The sequence below is a fragment of the Enterococcus sp. E5-162 genome, assembly GCF_035725965.1.
Lineage (GTDB): Bacteria > Bacillota > Bacilli > Lactobacillales > Enterococcaceae > Enterococcus_B > Enterococcus_B lactis.
In genome coordinates this window covers 197,159-220,555 of sequence record NZ_JAPRFV010000004.1, presented here as the reverse complement: position 1 = coordinate 220,555, position 23,397 = coordinate 197,159, and the positions used below count along the sequence as shown (strand labels likewise).

Sequence of the window (23,397 nt, the reverse complement as noted above, 5' to 3'; positions counted from 1 at the left end):
GAGATTGGTTTGGATGAAAATCAAGAATTAGAGGAAAGATTTGCCCAGTTGACTCAAGATTTAAGGGAAAATAATATTCAGGCATTCAGAAACAGTTTTTTAGAGATGCATATCTATGAGCAGGGGCAATTCTACCAATCTCTTACAGAAGAGAACAGGCAGCTGATCTATTCCTATCTGTCGCCTAAAGAATTAGCGGATATGTTCGATGTGATTGAAGAAGACAACGAACATATGAAAGAATATCTGGATGAGATGCGTCCTAGCTATGCAGCAGATATGCTTTCTGAGATGTATACAGATAATGCTGTCGATTTGCTTAATACGTTAGATAAAAAGCAAATTGCTAAATATTTAAGTTTGATGTCTGCAGACGATGCCAGTGAAATCAAGGAATTGCTCCATTACGAAGACGAAACAGCTGGTGCAATCATGACTACTGAATTTGTTTCGATCGTAGCAAATCAAACCGTTCGCTCTGCGATGTATGTGCTGAAGAATGAAGCAGATGTTGCTGAAACAATCTATTACATCTATGTCGTTAATCAAGAAGGTCAACTAGTGGGGGTTATTTCTCTACGCGACCTAATCGTGAATGATGATGATGCTATGATTTCTGATCTGATGAGCGAGCGGGTGCTTTCAGTTCATGTAGGCGACGACCAAGAAGATGTGGCACAAACATTCAGGGATTATGACTTCTTAGCTCTTCCTGTTACCGATTATGATGATCATTTGTTGGGAATCGTCACAGTTGATGACATCATTGACGTTATTGATGATGAAGCTGCCAGCGATTATTCAGGACTTGCCGGGGTCAATGTGGAAGAAATCAATGAAAATCCAGTAAAGGCAGCATCTCGACGTTTGCCTTGGCTAATCACTCTGTTGTTTTTAGGTATGTCTACTGCTTCTTTGATCAGTCATTATGAAGACTTGGTAAGTGAAGCGAGCATTTTAGCGGTCTTCATTTCGCTGATCACAGGAACAGCTGGTAATGCTGGAACCCAGTCGCTGGCTGTGGCTGTCCGTCGACTTGCAATCTCTGATGACAAAGATCACGGGTTTGTCCGACTTGTTTTGGCTGAAGTCTTGACCGGCGTCGTAACAGGAGCTGTTACAGGGATGACGATTTTTCTGATCGTGGGCTTTTGGAAACATAATTTTATCTTAGGATTTGTGATAGGGATGGCCATGTTGTTTGCGATAACAGTGGCGAATCTTGCAGGTAGTTTGATTCCGATGCTGATGGATCGTCTAGGATTTGATCCAGCGGTAGCAAGCGGTCCATTTATCACGACCTTGAGTGATTTGACAAGTGTACTGATTTATTTCAATATTGCCTCTTTATTTATGGGGTATTTTATGTAAAAAGCAAAAACATTGGCAACAAGCAGTATACTTGTTGCCAATGTTTTTTGTTTATAAGATTATGGCTGAAGTTCAACGATTTTAGTTCCGTGGACTTCACTCACGTTTAATTCTTTAGCTACATGTGCTGCATTCGCTGCTGTTACGCCACCACCGGGCAAAATGATCAAACGGCCATCTGCATAGTCAATCAATTCTTTGAGCCGTGGGAAATGTTCTTCAATCGTTTGATCAGCAGGGCCGCCATGCGTTAAGATACGGTCAACACCGTGCGCTGCTAGCCAATCGATTGCTTCAAATTGCCGTTCTTCAGGAATACTGTCAAAAGCCATATGGAAGGTGATCTGTACGCCTTCTGCGGTTTCGATCAATAGTTCCAATGCTTCTTCGTCTAGCCATCCTGAGGGAGTAAGACAACCAAAAACTACGCCATCCGTCCCTAATTTCTTTGCTTCAATCAAATCAGTATGCATAATTTTCAATTCGATATCGTTATAGACAAAATCGCCCCCTCTAGGACGGATAATCGTCATTACAGGGATATTTTTTTCCCCTGCGTAACTTAATGTTTCTTCGATCACACCAGTACTTGGGGTCGTTCCGCCGACCGCTAAGTTGTCACATAATTCGATTCGGTTAGCTCCTCTGGCAATTGCCAGAGGAATAGATGTGTAGTTTTCAGCACAAAATTCTTTGATCATCTGATCTTCTCCTTTGTCTTTCGCTTTCTTCTAGGCATTGTATCATATTTTTACCAGTTGCCAAAGTGAGCATCTAACGGTAAGATAAAACAGAAATGAGGGGGAACTATGTTAAAAAAAATTGACCGAGGACGCCAGTTTTTGGCAGAAAAACATCAGCTGTTCCGCTGTCCAGTTTGCCAAGAAGAGGTAGAAAAGTCTGATAATGGCTTGATATGCAAAAATAATCATCGTTTTGATCTGTCCAAAAAAGGAACACTTTACTTTTTATCCCACGCGGTTAAAACAGAATATGATCAAGAAATGTTCGTTCCAAGGCGTAGAATGATCCAATCAGGCATGTATCAGCCCGTTATTGAGACTATCGCACAGTATCTGCCTAATGAAATCTCGCTATTAGATGTCGGCTGTGGAGAAGGAAGCTTCTTGAATGAACTTTCAAAATTGAAAAAGATTCAAACTGCTGTTGGATTTGATATTTCAAAAGAAGGGGTCTATGCAGCTACGGAACAATCTGTCGAGGCATTTTGGTGTGTAGCGGATTTGACCAATTTGCCATTTGCTGATCAGACATTTAACACGATCTTAAATATCTTTTCGCCTTCTCATTACCAAGAATTCCAACGTGTACTGTCAGAAGATGGAGAGGTGCTGAAGGTAGTGCCGCAAGAAAATTATTTAAAAGAACTGCGTCAGGCTTTTTATCCGAATCAACCTGAAAAGCAAAGTTATTCTAATGATCGTGTAGTCGCAAAGTTTACTGAATCGATGAAACTAACTGAACGTCAGCGTGTGACTTATGAATTTGAGATACCAGAAGAAAATCGAAAAGATCTTTTAGCAATGTCGCCCTTAGAGTGGCAAGTCGAGGAGGAAATCAAAGCAGACTTGTACAAGAATCCTTTGAAAAAGATTACAATTGACATAGAATTATTAAAAGGAACTAAGAGAAAACGGTTTTCTAGTAGTTTTTAAAGAGTAGAGGTTGCAAAAGTAAGTTGAGGGTGTTATAGTAGCAACAAGTTGTTTTTTCATTGGTTTTTATCAGGTTCCTGTTCTGATAAAAGTTAGTGAGAAGAGCTTCACTAACGTAACGACTCGCAGTGACTGACACCGAGTTGATACGTTTTTTTTTATGCAAAAATCAAATTGTCAGAAAATAGAAACGAACATAAATATGAGAGGAATGATCCTGATGAATCATATCGTTTTATTCGAACCGTTAATACCTGCAAACACCGGAAATATTGCCCGTACGTGTGCGGCCACGAATACGCCGCTTCATTTAATTGAGCCCCTAGGTTTTTCAACGGATGACAAACACCTGAAACGAGCAGGGTTAGATTATTGGAACGATGTAAATATTACTTATCACAGTGATTTAGAAGCTTTTTTAACATTTTTAGGTGATCGTAAACTACACTTGATCTCAAAATTTGCTCATAAGGTATACAGTGAAGAAAATTTTGCTGATGGAGAAGAGCACTTCTTTTTATTTGGAAAGGAAACAACTGGCTTGCCAGAAGCGTTTATGCGCGAAAACGAGGAAAAGTGTTTGCGCATCCCTATGAATGATGAGCATGTTCGTTCATTGAATTTATCGAATACAGCTGCAATGATTGTGTACGAAGCACTTCGTCAGCAAGGATTCCCTAATTTAGAATTAACGCACCATTATGAAAATGACAAGCTGGATTAGACAGTTTATTATAGAGTAAAATAAAAGAAAGACAGGAGTTTGCTGCGTATGGAACTATATTTTACCCGACATGGGAAGACACAATGGAATCAGGAAAGACGTTTTCAAGGGAGCAATGGCGATTCTCCGCTTTTGCCTCAAAGTTACGAAGAAATCAAAGCATTTGGGAAAAAAGTAAAATATGTTCCTTTTAAAGCAATTTATTCCAGTACAGCAAAACGAGCATGCGATACAGCAGAAGGTATCAACAAAGAGCTTGCTAGTCCGGTAGAGATTTTCTATACAGATAAACTGCGAGAACTAGGGCTAGGTACTTTAGAAGGACAATCAATCGATGAAATGTATCAGAAATACCCAGAGAATTTGCCGAATTTGCGTAATCACTTAGATCTATATGATCCTTCTCCTTTTCATGGAGAAACGATTGAATCAGCAATCACACGTATTGAAACTGTTGTAGCGGATGCGGTTGCTCAACATAAAAACGGACCTCTTTTATTCGTAGGTCATGGGGCCTCATTAACTGCTGCCATTCAATGGATGACAGGGAAAGAGCTAAGTGAGTTGCGGGAAATGGGCGGTTTGTTCAATAGCAGCCTGACGATTTTAGAGACTGAAGAGCCTTGCAAATTATTGCCGTATAAACTGAAAGTATGGAACCAAACAGATTTTTTAGGAACTGAAACAGCACCAGAACCTTTACTATAGAAGAAGGAGGCGGCTTCCGATGCAGCCAGAAGAAATGCCTTATTTCGTTGGTACAGTTGCCGCGATTTTTTTTCAAAATCCTAGTAATTTTTACAAAGTGCTTTTGGTACACATCAGCGAAACTACAGCTGATTACCGTGAAAAAGAGATTGTAGTTACCGGAAGCTTTGGCGATATTCAAGAAAATGAGACCTATCGTTTTTATGGAGAACTAGTGGATCACCCTAAATACGGAAGACAGCTTAAAGTCGAAAGATATGAGCAAGAAAAACCAACAACTGCGAATGGGATCGTAGCTTATCTTTCCAGCGAAAAATTCCCTGGGATCGGTAAGAAAACAGCAGAGAAAGTCGTCGAGTTGCTGGGAGAAGATGCTATCGAAAAAATCATTGCTGATCCTTCGGTATTAAAACAAATCGCTGGTTTAACGAAGCCAAAAAGAGAAATGCTTGCTGAAACGATTCGTCTAAATCACGGGATGGATCAAGTAATCATGGGATTGAATCGTTATGGATTCGGTAGTCAGTTAGCTTTCAGTATTTATCAGACCTATAAGAACGAGTCTTTGGATATCATCGAAGAAAATCCGTATCAGCTAGTCGAAGACATAGAAGGAATCGGGTTCAAACGCGCAGATAATCTAGCCGAACAAATCGGTATTGCAGCAGATTCACCTAGAAGAATCCGTGCAGCCATCTTGCATCAGATTTTTCAGCATGCTGTTCAAACAGGAGATACATACGTACCGGCGGAAACATTGCTTCAGCAAACCATCCGTATTTTAGAAACAAGTCGTCCAATAGAAATTCTGCCTGATCAGGTTGCTACTGTGATTATCCAGCTTGTTGAAGAAGGAAAAATCCAGCAAGAAGAAACGAATCTTTACGAAAACAGTTTGTATTTTTCTGAATGGGGTATCGGCAATTCCATCCAACGTCTGCTCAGCCGTAAAAAAGAAATCCATTATCCTGAAAAAGAAGTGCAGAAAAATATTCGGCGTATCGAAAAAATATTTGGTATACAGTATGGACCTTCGCAAGAACAAGCAATCGCTGAAGCCATCCGTTCTCCTCTATTTATTTTAACAGGAGGACCAGGTACGGGGAAAACTACTGTGATCAATGGGATCGTCAATCTTTTTGCAGAGTTGAATGGTCTGGAATTGGATCCGTCAAAATATACCCAAGAAATTTTTCCTATTCTGCTTGCAGCACCTACTGGCCGGGCAGCTAAACGAATGAACGAGACAACAGGTCTGCCTGCCAGTACAATCCATCGTTTACTTGGGCTGAATGGACGGGAAAAAACACCTTCAGTCAGCACGAAAGAATTAGAAGGCGGACTTTTGATCGTTGATGAGATGTCTATGGTCGATACATGGCTGGCTAACACATTATTCAAAGCGATTCCGACGAATATGCAGGTTATTCTAGTAGGGGATAAAGATCAGCTTCCTTCTGTCGGTCCTGGACAAGTGCTACATGACCTTTTGGAAATCGAACAAATTCCTAAAATGGAACTCAATCAGATTTATCGACAAGGTGATGGTTCTAGTATTATTCCTCTTGCCCATGAAATCAAAGAAGGACGTCTACCAAAAGATTTCACAAAGAATCAAAAAGATCGTTCCTATTTCCGAAGCGATGCTTATCAAATTGAACCCTTGATTTCTAAAATTGTGGAAAAAGCGAAAAATAAGGGATTCCGTGCACAAGATATCCAAGTATTAGCACCAATGTATCGGGGACCAGCAGGGATCGACGCGTTAAATAAAATGATGCAAGAGATATTCAATCCAGGGAGACCTGGGAAAAAGGAAGTACATTGGAACGACACCGTTTATCGGATAGGAGACAAAGTACTCCAGTTAGTCAATACTCCTGAATTGAATGTATTCAATGGAGATATGGGAGAAATCACGGGGATTATCTTGGCAAAAGATTCGGAAGATAAAGTGGATGAATTAGTTATCCAGTTTGATGCAAATGAGGTCACTTATAAAAGAAACGAGTGGAATAAAATTACTCTTTCTTATTGTTGTTCGATCCATAAATCACAGGGCAGTGAATTCAAAATGGTCATTTTGCCCATGGTTCATCAATATCAGCGAATGCTTCAGCGTAATCTACTCTACACGGCTGTTACTCGGAGTAAGGAACTGTTGATTTTGTTAGGGGAAGAGCAAGCGTATGCCACTTGTGTAGCGAATGAATCGGCAAGCCGAATGACTACGTTGAAATCAAGAATCATCGATAATGGAAAAATGACTATCACTCTGCGGACAAAACTAGCAGCTTATGAAGATTCTTTGATTGGAAATGATCCATTTGAAGATGGGACCTATACAAAAGAGTCGCAGGACATAAAAGAAAAGTTACCTATAAAAGACGACAGTGGAACGAATGAATCGAAAAACCAAGTAATGGAAACAGTGGAACCAGATCTATTTTCTTCATCGGTTGTAGAAGAAAAGAAAGAAGAGATAGAACCTGCTGTTCCCAAGGAGTTCGTTCTTACTGCAGAAGCGATTAATCAGAAATTAGTAGATCCAATGATTGGCATGGAAAACATTACACCGTATACATTATAAAAGAATCTGACGATACGTATGCGCTATTTGTCGGCAATATTGATCACTTAAAAAGCGGATGTGACACGACTTGTGCCTCATCCGCTTTTTGAAATTATTCTTGGTGACTTGTAGTGAAATTGTAGGCTCATGCCGTCTTGGTAAACGGTGTTCAAAAGACAGTTTCTTGGTATGAAGTCAAATTTTTGCAAAAATGTGAACAGGCATTTCCACAAAATTTTTCTACAAACTCGAAACTACTTGAAAAATAACTGGTTTTTTGTAGAAAATTGCAGATCAAAAGGACGAGGAGCGACATCTTCTCCATCTTCTTGACCATATTGCGGCGTTGGTGAAACGATTCGTAATCTGTTTGTTGTGTAGTGATGGAAATATTTCGATTTCAATTGTTTTTTCTGCATAAGTAAAAGGATAAGCCATATGATTTTAAAAATATTGATTCGTTCGACCATGACAAAATCAATGACTGGTTTAGTCGCATCTGCAGTTGGAGCGATTGCGATTCCTCCTCCAAAAAAAGGATGCTTCGTTGCTGTACATAAAAATGCATTTGAAAAACTTAACTGCTTTCCTCCTGCATCCACTAGAATTGGAAATCCTTTTTGAGTAAATAAAGTCCGGAGAATAGAGAACAAATACGAAAAAGAACCTAAGTTGTATTTGTTCAATCGTTCTTTTGTAGAAGAATGATTTGTCGCATGGACGATAGCTGCGTCTAATCCAATACCAAAATTATTAACAGCTATTCCTTTTTTTTCACTTATTTTTTCTTCATAAGCCATTATATGGACTTTATCTGGTGATTGAGCTGCTAAAATCAGCTGAAGTGCTTTTTTAGGATTCTTAGGAAGTCCCGCTCCTCGAGCAAAATCATTTCCAGAGCCTGCTGGAATATAAGCGACAGGAAATTCAACTTCCATCTGATAGAAAGTATCAAGTACCTGATGCAAGGTTCCGTCTCCTCCTACGATGATCAAAAGAGGGAAAGTTTCGATTGTTTCCTGTTCTTCTGTCCAAGGTACTAATGTTTCTTTTGCCAGAATTTCAGCAATCTCCGCATCATGTCCTTTGTATTCACTGTAATGAAGGGTATAGTTGACATGTTTGTTTTTTAATATCGGCAAGATTTTTTCTGCTACTTTATGGCCGTTTCCACTGCCTGCCGATGGATTGATCAATAAATGATAATGGAATTTCATATTTTCCTCCTGCTATTCAATAAAACAAGATATTTTAATCATCCTGTTTGCTGGTTAACCAATAATTAGCAAGTTTTTTCTATTTTTGGAATGAAAGAAACTTGTTTTTACAAAAAAACACCTGTTACAAAATTAATTCTTGGTTATTATAGCAGAAGACTAGGAGAATGAAAAAGGTCTGGAGACCGAAACACACAAAAAAGCCTAGCAAGCGCATCATCCATTACTTACGTAAGGAGAAGTTCCAAGGTTCGGTATGTCCACTTAGACCTTCAGCTGCCTGCTAGACTATTCTCTAGTAAGAGGTTGCTCAAATTCCCACATCCTTTTTTATTTATTTAAGTTTCACAACAATTCTGTTCGTGCAGAACCTACTTCGTCTGCTTTACTGGGAATTCTTATGACCCCTTACATTTATCTTATACCATATTTTGAGACTTTTAGCAAACGTTTACATTTTTGCTTGTTTACTTTTTTCAAAAGTAGATAAGACAGATTGAAATAGATGAAAAGTCTGTTATAATTATTGTTTGTTTCACATAATCGCGGTTCATCAACCATCCCGCGTTAAAAAAACTAGGAGAAATGAGGAGAGAAAATGCAAAAAACGAAAAGCAGACAACGGTTGTCCGTAATCGTTGTCAATGGTATCATCATGGCTCTTTATCTAGCGCTAACTATTTTAGTTGCGCCTGTATCCTCAGGGCCAATCCAGTTTCGTATTTCAGAAAGTTTGAATCATTTAGTTGTCTTTAACCGTAAATTACTTTGGGGAGTTTTGGGCGGGGTCATCGTCTATAATGCCTTCTTTGGATTTGGTATCATGGATGTGGTTTTTGGTGGTGGCCAAACATTGCTTTCTTTAGGTCTGACAGCTTTGCTGCAAAACAAAGTGAAAAATGTAAAGATGCGTTTAGTATTGAACACGATCTTCTTTACTATCAGCATGGGATTGATTGCTTACATGCTAGTTCCGACAGGTGGCCAAGCATTTTGGACAACCTATGGTACACTTGCATTAAGCGAGTTCATCATCATGGCTGTTTCAGCACCACTGATGTATTATTTAGATCGTTCGCTTGATTTTGAAAAGCGTGTCTAATTGTAAAAAAACGACAAAAGAAAGCAGCTGAGCTGTATTTCTTTTGTCATTTTTATTATGCTTCTTGGTTTTGCAAATTTTCGATTTCTACCACTTTATAATTCTTTTTCTCTAAGTGGTTGATGATCGTTTCACATACTTTCGGTTCAGTGTTCGCCGGCAGCGTAATCAATGTACGTCGGATGTATTCGTCTTTTTCAATATCAAGAGTAATGCAGCTGGCAATGCTACTGTATTTTGAAATGATTTTTGCGATAGCAGCCAGATCTCCTTGCTTTCCTGTAGAAGCAATTGTCAGCACATAGCTTCCTTGTTCTACGCTCCAAGATTGAGAGAGCATATTAAGTAATGTGCTATGTGTCAAAATACCATAAAAATGATTTTCACTGTCAAGGACAGCAATATAAGGAAGCTCTTTGATCGTAAAGAATACTTTGAAGAAAGAAGTATCCAGATAAATGAACTTTGTGGCATTTTTCAAAAGATGAGTGACAGGAAGCGTCATATCACCGCCGTTTGCTTTATGACGATAGATGTGCATTTTGTAAATATTTCCACGGAAAATATTCCCTGAAGAATCTAAGATCGGTACACAACGGTATCCGGAAGTTTCTAAAATTTTTAATGCTTCTTCTAATGTACTAGTCTCTGTAACGGTTGTCAGATCTTTTTTCTTATATACAAGTGTTTTTAATAGCATCGCTATACCTCCAATTGTCTCATTTTAGCTTAATTTCAAATTAATCATATCATAATTTTATCTAAAACAATAGATAGTTTATTTCACAAATTGACAAGTAAAAAGTTACGTGATACTGTTATTAAGTATAAGTCTGATTCTCAGCAAGGGGGCAGAAGTAAATGGCAAAGAAAAAAGCAGCACTCGCTTGTTCCGTTTGTGGGTCTCGTAACTACACAAAATCAGTCAGTGAAGGAAAAAGCGGTGAACGTTTAGAAATCAACAAATTTTGTAAATATTGTAATCAATATACATTACATAAAGAAACGAAATAAACAGCAAAGGAGGGTGTCTCATGAAATTTCTAAAAAGCGTAAAAGATGAAATCAAACAAGTAACTTGGCCAAACAGAAAACAACTTCGTAAAGATACGTTGGTAGTTATCGAAACTTCTATTCTTTTCGGGTTGATGTTTTACGTAATGGATACAGCAATCCAAAGTTTATTTGGCTGGATCTTAAAATAACTCGCTAGCCACAACGTGCTTTTAGTGCTATAATGAAGCGAAAGAAAAACTTCGGGTGTACTGAGGTTTTTTTATTTTACAATGAAATGAGGAGCCTTCAATGGAATCTTTTGAAAAAAACTGGTATGTCTTGCATACATATTCAGGATATGAAAACAAAGTAAAAGCAAATATCGAATCTCGTGCGCAAAGTATGAAAATGGCCGACTTTATTTTCCGTGTCGTTGTTCCTGAAGAAAAAGAAACAGAAGTCAAAAATGGGAAAGAGAAAGAAATCGTTCATAAAACATTTCCAGGATATGTTCTTGTTGAAATGATCATGACAGACGCTTCCTGGTATGTTGTCCGTAACACACCAGGCGTGACAGGATTCGTTGGTTCACACGGAGCTGGAAGCAAACCAGCACCACTACTTCCAGAAGAAGTCAATCATATCTTGCGTTCTATCGGCATGAGTCTACGACAAAATGATTTAGAAGTAGAAGTTGGCGAAGTTGTGAAAATCATCGAAGGCGCATTTGCTGGATTAGAAGGACAAGTAACAGAAGTTGACGGAGAAAAAGAAAAATTGAAAGTCAACATCGATATGTTTGGTCGTGAAACAAGTACAGAACTTGATTTCGATCAAGTAGATAAAATCGATTAATAAAGAGACTTGAAATGTCGATCATACGATTGACCTTTCAAGTCTTTCTTTTTTCTATATGGAAAGGAAGAGGCGAATGACAAATCGAATCAAAAATGTATGCAAACATGCGGCTACAGCAGCTTTAGTGCTTATCAGCTTGTTTGCGATAAGTGGTTGCCAGACGACGAAGACTACTGCAGTTTCTGATAAAGAAAAAACGGTAGAATCCAGTAAAGTGATAGAAAAAACCACTATTCCAACACTTTTTTTCCATGGCTACAGCGGGACAGAAAATTCCTTTAAAGGGATGTTGCAACGTTTGGAAAAAAATCAAAAAGCAGTAAAAGAATTGGTTCTAATAGTAGAAGCCGATGGACAAATACAAGCAGAAGGAGACTTATCTGGAAAAGCAGACAATCCGATGGTCCAAGTATTGTTTGCAGATAATAAAAACAACGAGTGGAATCAAGCAGAATGGATCAAATCTTGTCTTTTGTATCTGAAAGAAAACTATAGCATAGACAAAGTCAACATCGTGGGACATTCAATGGGAGGAGTTAGCGCGTTACGCTATTTAGGAACATATGGACAGGATACGTCATTGCCGCAAGTTCAGACATTTACGGCAATTGGTGCACCTTTTAATGATTTTGTCGATGACAGTGGGCAATCTCTGACAGAGGAGTTAGCAAAGGGTCCTGCTGTTGTTTCTAGCCGCTATCAAGATTATCAGCAAATAATCGGAAATATGCCTACAACTACTCGATTTTTCCTGATTGCCGGACAATTGGACGAAGCAGACTTGAGTGATGGGACAGTACCGTTAAACAGTGCATTAGCTGTCTATGCGTTGTTGAAACAACACGGAAATGAAGTAGAAGAAAAAATAGTAAAAGGCGAAAATGCCGCTCATAGTATGCTTCATGAAAACCAAGAAGTAGATCAGCTTGTTAGTCGATTTGTTTGGAATGAATAGCAAGAAAAGGATCCGAGAGTAAATGTTTGCTTACTTTTTGTAAGAATAGTATGATTTACATGTAATCAAGAAGATGAAAGAAGGATCTACTATGACTTATCATACAAGTAATGAAGAACATCCAATCGATATTGTAAACATTGCTTCACTAGAAGGTCGTGTAAAAGAGCGAATGGAAGCAGGAGCTTTTGGCTATATTCGCGGTGGTTCTGAAGATGAGTGGACGATGAAAGAAAATACGACTTCTTTTAATGCAAAAAAAATCATGCCACGGATATTACGCGGAATCGACTCAGCAGATTTGCATACATCAGTTTTTGGAATTGAATTAGACACACCGATTATCCAAGCGCCATCAGCGGCCCAAGGATTGGCGCATGAAAAAGGGGAAGCTGATACAGCTAAAGGGGTAGCTGCTGCTGGATCAATCTTTTCCATCAGCACTTATGCGAATACGATAATCAAAGATGCAGCAGATGCAGCGCCAGGTGCACCGCAGTTTTTCCAATTATATATGAGTAAAGACGATGGGTTCAATGAGTTCATTTTGAACAAAGCAGTAGAAGCAGGGGCTAAAGCCATCATTTTAACGGCAGATTCAACGCTCGGTGGTTACCGCGAAGAAGATGTGATCAATCAATTCCAATTTCCATTACCAATGCCTAATTTAGCTGCTTATAGCGAACAAAGTGCAAGTGGGAATGGCGAAGGAAAAGGAATTGCAGAAATCTATGCAGCTGCAAAACAAGGCTTGACACCAGATGACATCAAAACAATCAAAGAAATCACCAATCTTCCAGTCATCGTAAAAGGAATACAATCGCCAGAAGATGCAGTCATCGCTATCTCTGCAGGGGCAGATGGTATCTGGGTATCTAATCATGGGGGACGACAATTAGATGGAGGTCCTGCTTCCTTTGAAGTATTGCCAAAAATTGCCGAAGTAGTCAATAAACGTGTACCAGTGATTTTCGACTCTGGCGTCCGTCGAGGAGAACATGTCTTTAAAGCTTTGGCAAGTGGTGCTGACTTAGTTGCGATTGGCCGACCAGTAATCTATGGATTGAATCTAGGTGGGGCAGAAGGAGTAACCTCTGTTTTTGAACACCTGAACAAAGAATTGTCGATCACGATGCAACTTGCAGGAACAAAATCGATTGATGAAGTAAAAAATACGAAATTGATGGATTAATAAAAAAAACGAAGAGAGGCCTAACTGTGCGTCTCTTCGTTTTTTTGTGATAGAAATAACTAATCTCTTAATACTCGAAACTAGGCAGCTTTTTTACGACCTCTTATTTAAAATCTCTTCTGTAAGTCGCTTAGCAGTTGGCGTAACAGCTAAGCCGCCTTCTGCTGTCTCTTTGAAAATCGATGGCATTTGTCGTCCGACTTGATACATCGCAGCAACGACTTCATCCGGTGGAATGACACTTTCGATACCCGCTAATGCCATGTCAGCAGAGATGAAAGCTTGAGAGGACCCTAAAGCATTACGTTTGACACAAGGTACTTCAACTAAACCTGCAACAGGATCGCAAATCAGTCCCATCATATTTTTCAATGTGATGGCTACTGCTTGAGCTGCTTGATGAGGAGTCCCGTTTTTTGCACAAACCAAAGCCGCCGCCGCCATTGCACTTGCAGAACCAACTTCTGCTTGACAACCCCCTTCTGCGCCACTAATAGAAGCGTTGTTCGCGATTACTAACCCGAAAGCGCCAGCAGTAAACAAGAATTCCAATTGCTGTTCATGTGACAAACCAAGCCGATCTCGGACAGCCATTAACACACCAGGAACAACCCCCGCACTTCCAGCAGTCGGCGTAGCACAAATCAATCCCATTTTTGCATTGACTTCGTTAACAGCTACAGCATTGCGTACAGCCTTTAAGATCGTTTCTCCGCTCAAAAAATCTGCTTCGTTCAAATAATCATCTAATTTTTTTGCATCGCCACCGGTAATCCCTGTGACGGAGGTGACACCTTCTTTTCCCTCGTTGATCGATTGTTCCATTACTGAAAGATTTTTTTCCATAATCGCAATGATCTGACTACGGGAACGGCCGCTCATTTCCATTTCAACTGCAATCATCAATTCTGCTACACTTGAATAAGCTTTCGCTTGGTCTACTAATTCTTCAATCGATAAAAACATTTTTTCAGCTCCTTAATCGAAATAGTTTACGCTGTCGATATTTGGCAGATGTTTGAGTCTTCTTACTGTTTCTTCAACTTGAGGATTATCTACTTCAATGATCATGATGGCGCTTTCGCCTTTTGATTCCCGTGTCACTGTCATAGTACCGATATTCGTATTGGTTTCAGAAAGTATACCAGTCACTTTAGCGATCATCCCTGGAACATCTTGGTGAACAACGATCAAGGTAGGTGTTCCCATGCTTAAAGAAATTTTGAATCCATTCAATTCAGAAATCTGGATATTGCCACCGCCAATCGAAATGCCAGTAACTGAAAGCTTTCGTGTTCCTTTTTTTAGAAGCATCTTTACAGAATTCGGATGTTCGGCTTTTTCACTCTTAGGAACAAACAAGACTTCCATGCCAGCCTCATATGCCAATTTCAAAGAATCAGCTAAACGTTCATCATCAGGTTCCATTCCTAATAGACCACCAACTAATGCAATGTCTGTTCCGTGACCTCGATAGGTTTTTGCAAATGATTCATATAGATAAATATCTACAGAATCAGGTTGCTCGCCAAATATACTGCGTATGATCTTCCCAATTCTAGCTGCTCCGGCTGTGTGGGAGCTACTTGGACCAATCATCACAGGTCCAATAATATCAAAGACACTTCTATACCTTAAATCTTTCATTTTCTCCACCTCATTTTGTTATGTAGGAATCTTTGTACAAGGGTCTAAAAAACCGTGTTATTGTTTGCTTTCATCTGTTGAACCATGCTAGCGCAAGTGTAACATAAAAGAAGAAATGGGAACGAAAAATTGTTGTTTTTTTAGAATAAATTTAGCGTTTATTCAAGCAAAATGTAAAAATAGCAGAAAAAAATCTTGAAAAAACAAATAAATTTGCTATACTGTACCAGTGTGCATTGTTTTGCACATTATTTGTCTGGATTTTTTCAGATCAGATAAAACGTGGGAGGAGAAATATGCATCTCCAATTAACCACATCACGGACTTAAGGAGGTATGTCTCGTGGCAAAGAAAGTAGAAAAAATCGTTAAATTGCAAATTCCTGCAGGGAAAGCAACTCCAGCTCCACCAGTAGGTCCTGCACTAGGTCAAGCGGGTATCAATATCATGGGATTCACAAAAGAATTCAACGCTCGTACAGCTGATCAAGCAGGTTTGATCATTCCGGTTGTTATTTCTGTATACGAAGACCGTTCATTCACATTCGTTACAAAAACACCACCAGCTGCTGTTCTATTGAAAAAAGCAGCTAAAATCGAAAAAGGTTCAGGTGAACCAAACAAAAATAAAGTTGCGAAAGTTTCTAGCGATCAAGTAAGAGAAATCGCTGAATTAAAAATGGAAGACCTAAACGCAGCTAACGTTGAAGCAGCAATGCGCATGGTTGAAGGAACTGCACGAAGCATGGGGATCACTGTAGAATAATCTCTATACCCTAAGACAGCAGCTTCTCAGTTGGCTCTATATTGAAAGATATAGAACACGTGGGAGGTACAACCGTTATAACCACAATCAAGGAGGAACCAAAATGGCTAAAAAGAGCAAAAAAATGCAAGATGCATTAAAAAAAGTTGATTCAAGTAAAGTTTATCCTGTTGCCGAAGCAGTAGCTTTAGCAAAAGAAACAAACATTGCAAAATTTGATGCAACAGTTGAAGTTGCATACCGTTTGAACGTAGACCCTAAAAAAGCAGACCAACAAATCCGTGGTGCTGTTGTATTACCAAACGGAACTGGTAAAACACAAACTGTTTTAGTTTTTGCTAAAGGAGACAAAGCAAAAGAAGCTGAAGCAGCTGGTGCAGATTTCGTAGGTGACGACGACATGGTTCAAAAAATCCAAAACGGATGGTTTGACTTTGACGTAGTTGTTGCAACACCTGATATGATGGCTACTGTAGGTCGTCTAGGACGTGTATTAGGACCAAAAGGCTTAATGCCAAACCCTAAAACTGGTACAGTTACAATGGATGTAACAAAAGCAGTAAACGAAGTGAAAGCTGGTAAAGTAACTTACCGTGTAGACAAAGCTGGAAACATCCATGTACCAATCGGAAAAGTTTCATTTGATGATGAAAAATTAGTTGAAAACTTTGCAACAATCCATGATGTATTGCTAAAAGCTAAACCATCAGCAGCTAAAGGTCAATACATGAAAAATGTAACGATCACAACAACATTTGGACCTGGTATCCATGTTGACCAAGCTTCTTTCTAATCAAATATTAGAACGTTGATTGATCCAACTGAAAAATAATTCTTGACTCAACTAGTTTAGCATGCTAAGCTAGTTGAGGTTAATAATTAACTTGTACCGAAGACAGTAGGTGGCGCCAAGCCTTAATTTCCTACCGAGGACGTTTATTGAATATATTCAATAGTCCCTCTATGTCTGCGGTGGCATAGAGTTTTTTATTGTGAATCACTATGAACGAAGAGAATAGATGATGAACAATACTGGTTGAGCAAAGAAACTATACAAGTGATTTGCCTTTTCAGTTCAAAAAACTCTTCCATCAAAATTCAGGAGGTGAAACTCAAAAATGAGTGAAGCAATTATCGCAAAAAAAGCAGCAATCGTTGATGAAGTAAGCGAAAAATTTACAGCAGCTGCATCAGTAGTAGTCGTTGACTACCGCGGATTAACAGTTGATGAAGTAACACGTTTACGTAAACAACTTCGTGATGCTAACGTAGAAATGAAAGTTATCAAAAACTCAATTCTTTCACGTGCAGCTAAAAAAGCTGGCCTTGAAGGCATGGACGAAGTATTCACTGGACCTACAGCCGTTGCATTCAGTAACGAAGATGTAGTTGCACCAGCGAAAATCATGGACGAATTTGCTAAAGAAGCAAAAGCATTAGAAATCAAAGGCGGTATCATCGAAGGTAAAGTATCTTCATTGGAAGAAATCACAGCATTGGCAAAATTGCCAAATCGCGAAGGACTTCTATCTATGTTGCTATCTGTACTACAAGCGCCAGTCCGCAACGTGGCTTACGCTGTCAAAGCAGTGGCAGACAAAGAAGATGGAGATGCAGCTTAATTGCCGCATAAAGTATTAAATAAAAAAGAACATTTAAACGGAGGAAATTATAATGGCATTGAACATTGAAAACATCGTTGCTGAGTTAAAAGAAGCAACTATCCTAGAACTTAACGACCTAGTTAAAGCTATTGAAGAAGAATTTGGCGTATCTGCTGCTGCTCCTGTAGCTGTAGCTGCTGCTGGTGGCGCTGCTGCTGCTGAAGAACAAACAGAATTCACTGTAGAATTAACTGCAGCTGGAGACCAAAAAGTTAAAGTTATCAAAGCAGTTCGTGAAGCAACTGGCTTAGGCTTGAAAGAAGCTAAAGCTGTAGTTGATGGCGCTCCTGCACCAGTTAAAGAAGGCGTATCTAAAGAAGAAGCTGACGAATTGAAAGCTAAACTTGAAGAAGTTGGCGCATCTGTAACTGTTAAATAATTTTTTAACTATTTAAAAGCACTGAGATCCTATCTTGGATTTCGGTGCTTTTTTGTTTTTATGTTAAACTATTATTTAATGAATATAGTTTTTTTCAGGAGGTAATATGAAAAAGAAAAAAATCCGATTGATTTTGATCACGTTGGGAGTCGTTCTGATACTTATGGTGGGCTATCGGTTGTATTTGGAATATCAGACAGATATACAATTATTTTTAAACCCTAGAGCAAGTAAGGAAGAGCTGCTTGCACATATTCGTTCTCATGGTTTTTCTGCATCGCTACTCTTGATTGTGTTGACAGCGGTGATGTGTGCTGTTCCGGGTATCCCTACTTCGGTTATTGGTGTCATTGCCGGATTGAGCTTTGGTCCGTTTATTGGGGCAGGTATCAATGTTTTAGGGAATGCTCTGGGCAATATTTCCGCTGTGTTTTTGATGCACCGATTGAAGTTTTTAGACAAGAAAACTGAAAAAAATCATTGGGTGCAATCCATTCGGCAAATGAGACATCCCAAAATAGGCGTCATGTTAGGTTACATGATACCGGTGATCCCATCTTCTATGGTCAATTTTGCTGCAGATGCGATGAAATTGTCTCTTCAGCAAATCGTAATGTCGATCGTGATTGGAGTCATCCCTTCATCTGTGTTGTATGCGTGTGGGGGAGAAGCTCTGTTTCACGGATATAACAAAACTGCAGTCACGTTGGTTGCAAGTGTTACTGTGTTAGTAGGGTTAGTTGTCTTCATTTATAAAGATCGCAAGAAAAAACAAGGAAAACAAAGACAAAAATAATAAGTATGGCGAATAGTTGTATTTTTCTATTTCCAATCTTTTCCATAAGTTGTAAACTAAGATAGGAAATGGGGGAAATCAATGGAGAGTAAAGAAAAAACACCTTTAACAACATCGCTTATTTTATTATTATCAATCACTTGCGGCGTCGTTGTTGCCAATATGTATTATATCCAGCCGATTGGAACAAAAGTAGCAGCTAGTTTATCTGTTAGCACAAGTGCAGTCGGGATATTGACAATGTTGACCCAGTTGGGCTATGCACTAGGGCTACTGTTTTTAGTTCCTTTAGGAGACGTGGTGGATCGTCCAAAATTAATTATACGAATGGCAGCGTTATCTGCTATCTCGCTGTTGGCCGCTTTTTTTGCGCCTTCGTTTGCGTTATTTGCATGCGCTTCTTTTTTAATAGGATTACTTTCGATCGTGCCGCAAATTATCATTCCTTACGGTGCGGTACTAGCAGGACCAAAAGCAAGAGGAAAAGTCATGGGAACATTGCTTAGCGGTTTACTCGTGGGGATTTTGCTTTCTCGGACTGTATCTGGTATTGTTGCCAGTCTTTTTTCTTGGCGGATGATCTATTTATTTGCTTTATGTGCCGTCGGGATTCTTACACTTCTGCTTTACTGGAAGATGCCGCGTTCTGTCCAGCAAAGTAGTACATCTGTTTCATACCTTGATTCACTCAAAAGTTTGCCGCATTTAGTTGCCTCTCAACGTTTATTAAGAGAAGCGGCAGTCAGCGGATTTTTTATGTTTGGCACATTTTCAATCTTTTGGTCTACGTTGATTTTTTATATCAGCAGTCCCGCTTACAATTGGGGGACTTTTGAAGCAGGGATATTAGCGATTTTTGGGTTGTCTGGAGCAGTCGCTGCACCTATCGTGGGACGACTGGCAGATTCTTATTCTGAAAGAAAAATTGTATATATGGGACTTGTTATGCAAACAATAAGTTTTATTGCTTTATTGGTTGGCGGAAGCCATTTGGCCATTTTGCTTTTAGCTATTATTTTATTAGACGTCGGGAATCAATTTGGTCAAGTCGCCAACCAAACACGAGTACAAGGACTAGGTGAAGCAGCAAGCAACCGAAATAATACTGTATTTATGTTTATGTACTTTATTGGAGGTGCGGCTGGTTCATTGCTAGGGACGACCATGTGGCAACAGTATGGTTGGTTAGGTGTAACGGTTAGCGGACTCGTTTTTCAGGGATGTGCGTTTTTCTTTCAATTCGTTGTTTTTCGAGAGAAAAAAGAAAACTGAACAACAAAAAAACTGATGATCATGCTATCATCAGTTTTTTTGTCTTTTTGTCTCATTACTTTGGTTCAATCTCAATGACTCGTTGAACAAGATCTTGATAAAATTCTTGTTCATGAGAGACGATGATCACCGTTCCTGGAAATTTCCGAATGCCATCTTGTAAGCTTTCTTTTGTTTCTTGATCAATATGGTTCGTCGGTTCATCGAGAATCAGTAAATTACCTTGGTTCATTGTCAACTGTGCAAGTTTCACCTTGGTTTGTTCTCCACCACTTAGTGTAGTGAGAGGTTCGCTTGCTAATTGATTGACTAGTCCAGCTTTAGCTAATTGGCGACGTAATTCTTTGATAGTCGCTTTTGGAAATTGACTGCTTAAGTATTGCAGTGGTGTTTCTAATGGATTTTCCCAGTATAGATCTTGTGAAAAGTAATTGATTTTTGTGTTATCTGGGAAGTGGAAATCGCCACTTATTTTTTCGATCTCACCAATCAATGTTTTTAACAAAGTAGATTTCCCAATCCCGTTGAAGCCTCGAATGGCAATATTTTCACCAAACCGGATGGTCAAATTAATGGGCGCAAGTAGCGGTCGATCATAGCCGATGACTAAATCAGTTGTTTCCACTGCCAACGTCGTGACAATAGGCGAGAATGGAAAATCAAAGACAGCTTTACTTGCTGAAGCGGGAGGCGTCAACCGTTCGATTTTATCTAATTGTTTTTGTCGGCTTTTTGCCATCGTTGATCGGGAACCGGCTTTGTATTTCCGAATATAAGCTTCAGTCTTTTCGATTTGTTTTTGTTGAGCATGATATTGGCGCAAATAGCTTTCACGATTTTGTTCCTTTTGTTTCAATGCTTGTTTTAGATGGCCAGTATACTTAGTAATCTTTCCAAACTCGATGTCTGCGATATGGGTGGTGATCTGATCAAGAAATTCTTGGTCATGGGAAATCACGATATACGCACCGTCAAAATCCTGAAGAAACTGCGTCAGCCATTGGATATGCTGATCATCTAAGTGATTGGTTGGTTCATCTAAGATTAGAACATCTGGGTTTTCTAAAAGTAGTTTTGCTAAAATCACCTTTGAACGTTGTCCACCACTTAGATTTTTCAACAGTGAATCTAAACCTAAGACATCGATCCCCAACCCGCTGCTCATCTCAGCAACTAAGGTGTCGATTTGATAAAACACTCCTTGGTCTAATTCCGTTTGGAGTTTCCCAGCTTTTTCTAGCAAGGAATCATCGAAGGTCTCGCTATATGTTTGGTAAAGAAAAGCAATTTTTTCTTCTTTTTCGTATTCTTTTGCGTACGCAGTTTTTAGAAATTCTTCGATCGATAATGTTTCATCGACTTCTACATATTGATCAAGGTAACCTTTATGAATATTTTTTTGCCAATGGATCTGTCCATCATCTGGCAGGATCTCACCAGTGATGATTTTAATCAATGTACTTTTGCCGGCTCCGTTTTGTCCGATCAGCCCAAGATGCTCGCCAGCGTTTAATTGCAGATCGACCCCTTCGTAGAGGATTTTATCGCCGAACTGCTGGGTGATGTTGTTTAATGTCAGTATACTCATAATAACTCCTTTTTCATAAAAAAACTGCAGACATAAAGTGTCCACAGTGAATCAATTGCTTGGTTTTCATGCAACATGGATTGTTTGATTGAACCATCTTATGAAACCTAACACGGATGCCCTTTTGTTGTCAAGAAAATGAAAAAAATAGAATTTGGTCTATACTGATTATTGTAAAAAGAAAAAAAGAATGCTATAATTGGGCTATACCAAAACACAAAGGAGCAATCACTATGGAAATCATTCGTGTAAAAAACGCTGAAGAAGGCGGAAAAAAAGCATTTGAAATCATCAAAGAAGGTATGAACAAAGGTGCAAAAGTATTAGGATTGGCAACAGGAAGCACACCAGTTACTTTATATAAAGAAATGACTTCAAGCGATTTGGATTTCAGTGAAATGACTTCTGTAAACTTAGATGAGTACGTTGGACTAGGTGGTTCAGATGAACAAAGCTACCGCCATTTCATGGATGTCCAATTATTTGATAAAAAACCATTCAAGGAAACATTTGTACCAGATGGGAAAGCAGAAGATCTGGAAGCAGCATGCAAAAAGTATGATCAAATCATCGATGCTCATCCAATCGATATCCAAATTTTAGGAATCGGGCAAAATGGACATATCGGGTTCAATGAACCTGGTGCTTCATTTGACGGAACAACTTCAGTAGTTGATTTGACAGAATCAACGATCAATGCAAACAAACGATTCTTTGATAAAGCAGAAGATGTACCAACAAAAGCTGTTTCAATGGGAATTGGCTCAATCATGAAAAGTAAAGAAATCGTCTTGATGGCGTTTGGCGAAAGCAAAGCTGATGCAATCAAAGGGATGATTGAAGGACCTGTAACGAATCATTTACCAGCAAGTGTATTGCAAAACCACGACAATGTCGTTGTGATCATCGATGAAGAAGCAGCAAGTAAATTGTAATTTACCAAAGAGGCTGGGACAGAAGCGTTTAACTCCAAGAAATAAGAAGGAATTCACGAAAATTGCTTTTCAAATTTCTGTGAATTTCAGCTTATTTCCGAAGGAGTTGCTTCTGCTTCCGCCGTTTACACATGTTTAGAGTGTGTGACAAAAGTTTTTCTTTACTTTTGTCCCACGCTCTTTTTCGTAAGAGGTAAAAATTGCACTTTTTTTGTCTGCTCCTTTCAGACATGATATATTGGACTGGAGGGTGTTTAGATGAATGATATGGTATTGACAATTCCAGAGATTATTTTACGTTTAGGGATCGCTATGCTATTTGGCGGAGCAATTGGCTTTGAGCGACAATATAAAAATCGTCCAGCAGGGATGCGTACGCATATTTTAGTTTGTATGGGAGCATGTATCATTGCATTGATCCAAGTCGAGATCGCTAGTGGAGCATTAAGAGATGCTTTAGCGTATCCACAGCTTGCTGGAACGATCCGTTCAGATGAAGCAAGGCTGATTGCTCAAGTAGTGAGTGGCGTCGGTTTCTTAGGTGCAGGAACGATCATCGTCACGAAACAATCAGTGACGGGACTTACGACTGCCGCTTCTTTATGGGCTATTGCCGGATTAGGGATCGCCATCGGCATGGGTTACTATTCCATTGCGATCATCAGTTTTATCGGGATTGCTATTGCACTCACAGTAGTGAAACGCGTGATCCATGTACCTACGACTAAAAAGTTAGAAATCCAATTTATCCATAGAAAAGAAACCAAAGATTTTCTTACCGATTATTTTGAAGAGAAAAATATCGTGATCGAAGATGTGAATTTTGATGTGAAATTCGTTGATGACTATCGTGTATATAAAAATATATATACGATCGATCTTCCTAAAGGACTCACTTATGCCGATGTAATCGAGGAATTGTCCGTGCACAAAAATATCACAAAGCTACATTTAGTCAGTATTGCGCAATAAACGATCTG

General features: G+C 39.1%; 25 protein-coding genes, 1 riboswitch and 1 other annotated feature. Of the genes, 19 read left to right on the top strand and 6 right to left on the bottom strand.

Annotation, left to right across the window (positions count from 1 at the left end; all coding sequences use genetic code 11):
- Positions 1-9 precede the first annotated feature (9 nt).
- The gene (gene mgtE / locus OZZ83_RS06050) at positions 10-1,371 is read left to right on the top strand and encodes a magnesium transporter (RefSeq protein ID WP_002309985.1); all 1,362 of its coding nucleotides are present in this window, start codon (positions 10-12) and stop codon (positions 1,369-1,371) included.
- A 59-nt stretch (positions 1,372-1,430) separates the two neighbouring features.
- Here the strand turns inward: mgtE and OZZ83_RS06045 are convergent, their stop codons facing one another.
- Positions 1,431-2,072 carry a copper homeostasis protein CutC gene (locus OZZ83_RS06045; protein WP_002309986.1) on the bottom strand — a complete coding sequence of 214 codons (642 nt, stop codon included), beginning with the start codon at positions 2,070-2,072 and terminating at the stop codon, positions 1,431-1,433.
- A 108-nt stretch (positions 2,073-2,180) separates the two neighbouring features.
- On the opposite strand from OZZ83_RS06045, the gene OZZ83_RS06040 reads away from it, so the two are divergent.
- From OZZ83_RS06040 to recD2, 4 genes are all read left to right on the top strand, one after another.
- Positions 2,181-3,047, top strand: coding sequence for a methyltransferase domain-containing protein (locus OZZ83_RS06040; RefSeq protein WP_002309987.1), 867 nt, complete (start codon positions 2,181-2,183; stop codon positions 3,045-3,047).
- A gap of 220 nt (positions 3,048-3,267) precedes the next feature.
- Entirely contained in the window at positions 3,268-3,771 is a 504-nt protein-coding gene (gene trmL, locus OZZ83_RS06035) for a tRNA (uridine(34)/cytosine(34)/5-carboxymethylaminomethyluridine(34)-2'-O)-methyltransferase TrmL (protein ID WP_002320545.1), read from the top strand.
- A gap of 48 nt (positions 3,772-3,819) precedes the next feature.
- Positions 3,820-4,479 carry a histidine phosphatase family protein gene (locus tag OZZ83_RS06030; protein WP_002309989.1) on the top strand — a complete coding sequence of 220 codons (660 nt, stop codon included), beginning with the start codon at positions 3,820-3,822 and terminating at the stop codon, positions 4,477-4,479.
- A 19-nt stretch (positions 4,480-4,498) separates the two neighbouring features.
- Positions 4,499-7,069, top strand: a complete 2,571-nt coding sequence (recD2, locus tag OZZ83_RS06025) for an SF1B family DNA helicase RecD2 (RefSeq protein WP_002314140.1) — start codon at positions 4,499-4,501, stop codon at positions 7,067-7,069.
- Positions 7,070-7,305: 236 nt separating this feature from the next.
- Here recD2 and OZZ83_RS06020 read toward each other — a convergent pair whose 3' ends face one another.
- Positions 7,306-8,268, bottom strand: coding sequence for a diacylglycerol/lipid kinase family protein (locus OZZ83_RS06020; protein ID WP_002314139.1), 963 nt, complete (start codon positions 8,266-8,268; stop codon positions 7,306-7,308).
- Positions 8,269-8,807: 539 nt separating this feature from the next.
- Positions 8,808-8,854: riboswitch (PreQ1 riboswitch) on the top strand.
- 12 nt (positions 8,855-8,866) lie between these two features.
- Here OZZ83_RS06020 and OZZ83_RS06015 point away from each other — a divergent pair.
- Positions 8,867-9,370 (top strand): QueT transporter family protein, encoded by a 504-nt coding sequence (locus tag OZZ83_RS06015; RefSeq protein ID WP_002309992.1) that lies wholly within the window; start codon positions 8,867-8,869, stop codon positions 9,368-9,370.
- A 55-nt stretch (positions 9,371-9,425) separates the two neighbouring features.
- Here OZZ83_RS06015 and cbpA read toward each other — a convergent pair whose 3' ends face one another.
- Positions 9,426-10,070, bottom strand: a complete 645-nt coding sequence (gene cbpA / locus OZZ83_RS06010; RefSeq protein WP_002309993.1) for a cyclic di-AMP binding protein CbpA — start codon at positions 10,068-10,070, stop codon at positions 9,426-9,428.
- Between the two features lie 161 nt (positions 10,071-10,231).
- On the opposite strand from cbpA, the gene rpmG reads away from it, so the two are divergent.
- The 5 genes from rpmG to OZZ83_RS05985 all read left to right on the top strand — a co-directional run bounded on the left by rpmG (position 10,232) and on the right by OZZ83_RS05985 (position 13,371).
- On the top strand, positions 10,232-10,384 hold the full coding sequence (gene rpmG / locus OZZ83_RS06005) for a 50S ribosomal protein L33 (protein ID WP_002294578.1): 153 nt from the start codon (positions 10,232-10,234) through the stop codon (positions 10,382-10,384).
- 20 nt (positions 10,385-10,404) lie between these two features.
- Positions 10,405-10,575, top strand: a complete 171-nt coding sequence (gene secE / locus OZZ83_RS06000; RefSeq protein ID WP_002309994.1) for a preprotein translocase subunit SecE — start codon at positions 10,405-10,407, stop codon at positions 10,573-10,575.
- Positions 10,576-10,675: 100 nt separating this feature from the next.
- Entirely contained in the window at positions 10,676-11,221 is a 546-nt protein-coding gene (gene nusG, locus OZZ83_RS05995) for a transcription termination/antitermination protein NusG (protein WP_002294580.1), read from the top strand.
- 58 nt (positions 11,222-11,279) lie between these two features.
- Positions 11,280-12,179, top strand: coding sequence for an alpha/beta fold hydrolase (locus tag OZZ83_RS05990; RefSeq protein WP_002314138.1), 900 nt, complete (start codon positions 11,280-11,282; stop codon positions 12,177-12,179).
- Positions 12,180-12,270: 91 nt separating this feature from the next.
- On the top strand, positions 12,271-13,371 hold the full coding sequence (locus OZZ83_RS05985; protein WP_142644496.1) for a lactate oxidase: 1,101 nt from the start codon (positions 12,271-12,273) through the stop codon (positions 13,369-13,371).
- Positions 13,372-13,464: 93 nt separating this feature from the next.
- Here OZZ83_RS05985 and sdaAA read toward each other — a convergent pair whose 3' ends face one another.
- Positions 13,465-14,337, bottom strand: a complete 873-nt coding sequence (sdaAA, locus tag OZZ83_RS05980; protein ID WP_002309997.1) for an L-serine ammonia-lyase, iron-sulfur-dependent, subunit alpha — start codon at positions 14,335-14,337, stop codon at positions 13,465-13,467.
- Between the two features lie 12 nt (positions 14,338-14,349).
- Positions 14,350-15,018, bottom strand: a complete 669-nt coding sequence (gene sdaAB / locus OZZ83_RS05975) for an L-serine ammonia-lyase, iron-sulfur-dependent subunit beta (RefSeq protein WP_002309998.1) — start codon at positions 15,016-15,018, stop codon at positions 14,350-14,352.
- A 342-nt stretch (positions 15,019-15,360) separates the two neighbouring features.
- Here sdaAB and rplK point away from each other — a divergent pair, with 342 nt between their 5' ends.
- The 6 genes from rplK to OZZ83_RS05945 all read left to right on the top strand — a co-directional run bounded on the left by rplK (position 15,361) and on the right by OZZ83_RS05945 (position 19,894).
- Entirely contained in the window at positions 15,361-15,783 is a 423-nt protein-coding gene (gene rplK / locus OZZ83_RS05970) for a 50S ribosomal protein L11 (RefSeq protein ID WP_002291638.1), read from the top strand.
- A 103-nt stretch (positions 15,784-15,886) separates the two neighbouring features.
- Positions 15,887-16,576, top strand: a complete 690-nt coding sequence (gene rplA / locus OZZ83_RS05965) for a 50S ribosomal protein L1 (protein WP_002291636.1) — start codon at positions 15,887-15,889, stop codon at positions 16,574-16,576.
- A 78-nt stretch (positions 16,577-16,654) separates the two neighbouring features.
- Positions 16,655-16,782: a sequence feature (ribosomal protein L10 leader region), on the top strand.
- Positions 16,783-16,901: 119 nt separating this feature from the next.
- Positions 16,902-17,405 carry a 50S ribosomal protein L10 gene (rplJ, locus tag OZZ83_RS05960; protein WP_002291634.1) on the top strand — a complete coding sequence of 168 codons (504 nt, stop codon included), beginning with the start codon at positions 16,902-16,904 and terminating at the stop codon, positions 17,403-17,405.
- 52 nt (positions 17,406-17,457) lie between these two features.
- The gene (gene rplL, locus OZZ83_RS05955) at positions 17,458-17,826 is read left to right on the top strand and encodes a 50S ribosomal protein L7/L12 (RefSeq protein ID WP_002291633.1); all 369 of its coding nucleotides are present in this window, start codon (positions 17,458-17,460) and stop codon (positions 17,824-17,826) included.
- A gap of 106 nt (positions 17,827-17,932) precedes the next feature.
- Positions 17,933-18,622, top strand: a complete 690-nt coding sequence (locus OZZ83_RS05950; protein WP_278023445.1) for a TVP38/TMEM64 family protein — start codon at positions 17,933-17,935, stop codon at positions 18,620-18,622.
- A gap of 81 nt (positions 18,623-18,703) precedes the next feature.
- A complete protein-coding gene (locus OZZ83_RS05945; RefSeq protein WP_002310000.1) occupies positions 18,704-19,894 on the top strand; it encodes an MFS transporter in 1,191 nt (396 codons plus the stop codon).
- Between the two features lie 55 nt (positions 19,895-19,949).
- Here the strand turns inward: OZZ83_RS05945 and OZZ83_RS05940 are convergent, their stop codons facing one another.
- A complete protein-coding gene (locus OZZ83_RS05940) occupies positions 19,950-21,482 on the bottom strand; it encodes an ABC-F family ATP-binding cassette domain-containing protein (RefSeq protein WP_002320501.1) in 1,533 nt (510 codons plus the stop codon).
- Positions 21,483-21,715: 233 nt separating this feature from the next.
- Here OZZ83_RS05940 and nagB point away from each other — a divergent pair, with 233 nt between their 5' ends.
- Together nagB and OZZ83_RS05930 are read left to right on the top strand one after the other, a co-directional pair.
- The gene (nagB, locus tag OZZ83_RS05935; protein ID WP_002287787.1) at positions 21,716-22,417 is read left to right on the top strand and encodes a glucosamine-6-phosphate deaminase; all 702 of its coding nucleotides are present in this window, start codon (positions 21,716-21,718) and stop codon (positions 22,415-22,417) included.
- Between the two features lie 258 nt (positions 22,418-22,675).
- Positions 22,676-23,389, top strand: coding sequence for an MgtC/SapB family protein (locus OZZ83_RS05930; protein WP_002290559.1), 714 nt, complete (start codon positions 22,676-22,678; stop codon positions 23,387-23,389).
- The last annotated feature ends 8 nt before the right edge of the window (positions 23,390-23,397 follow it).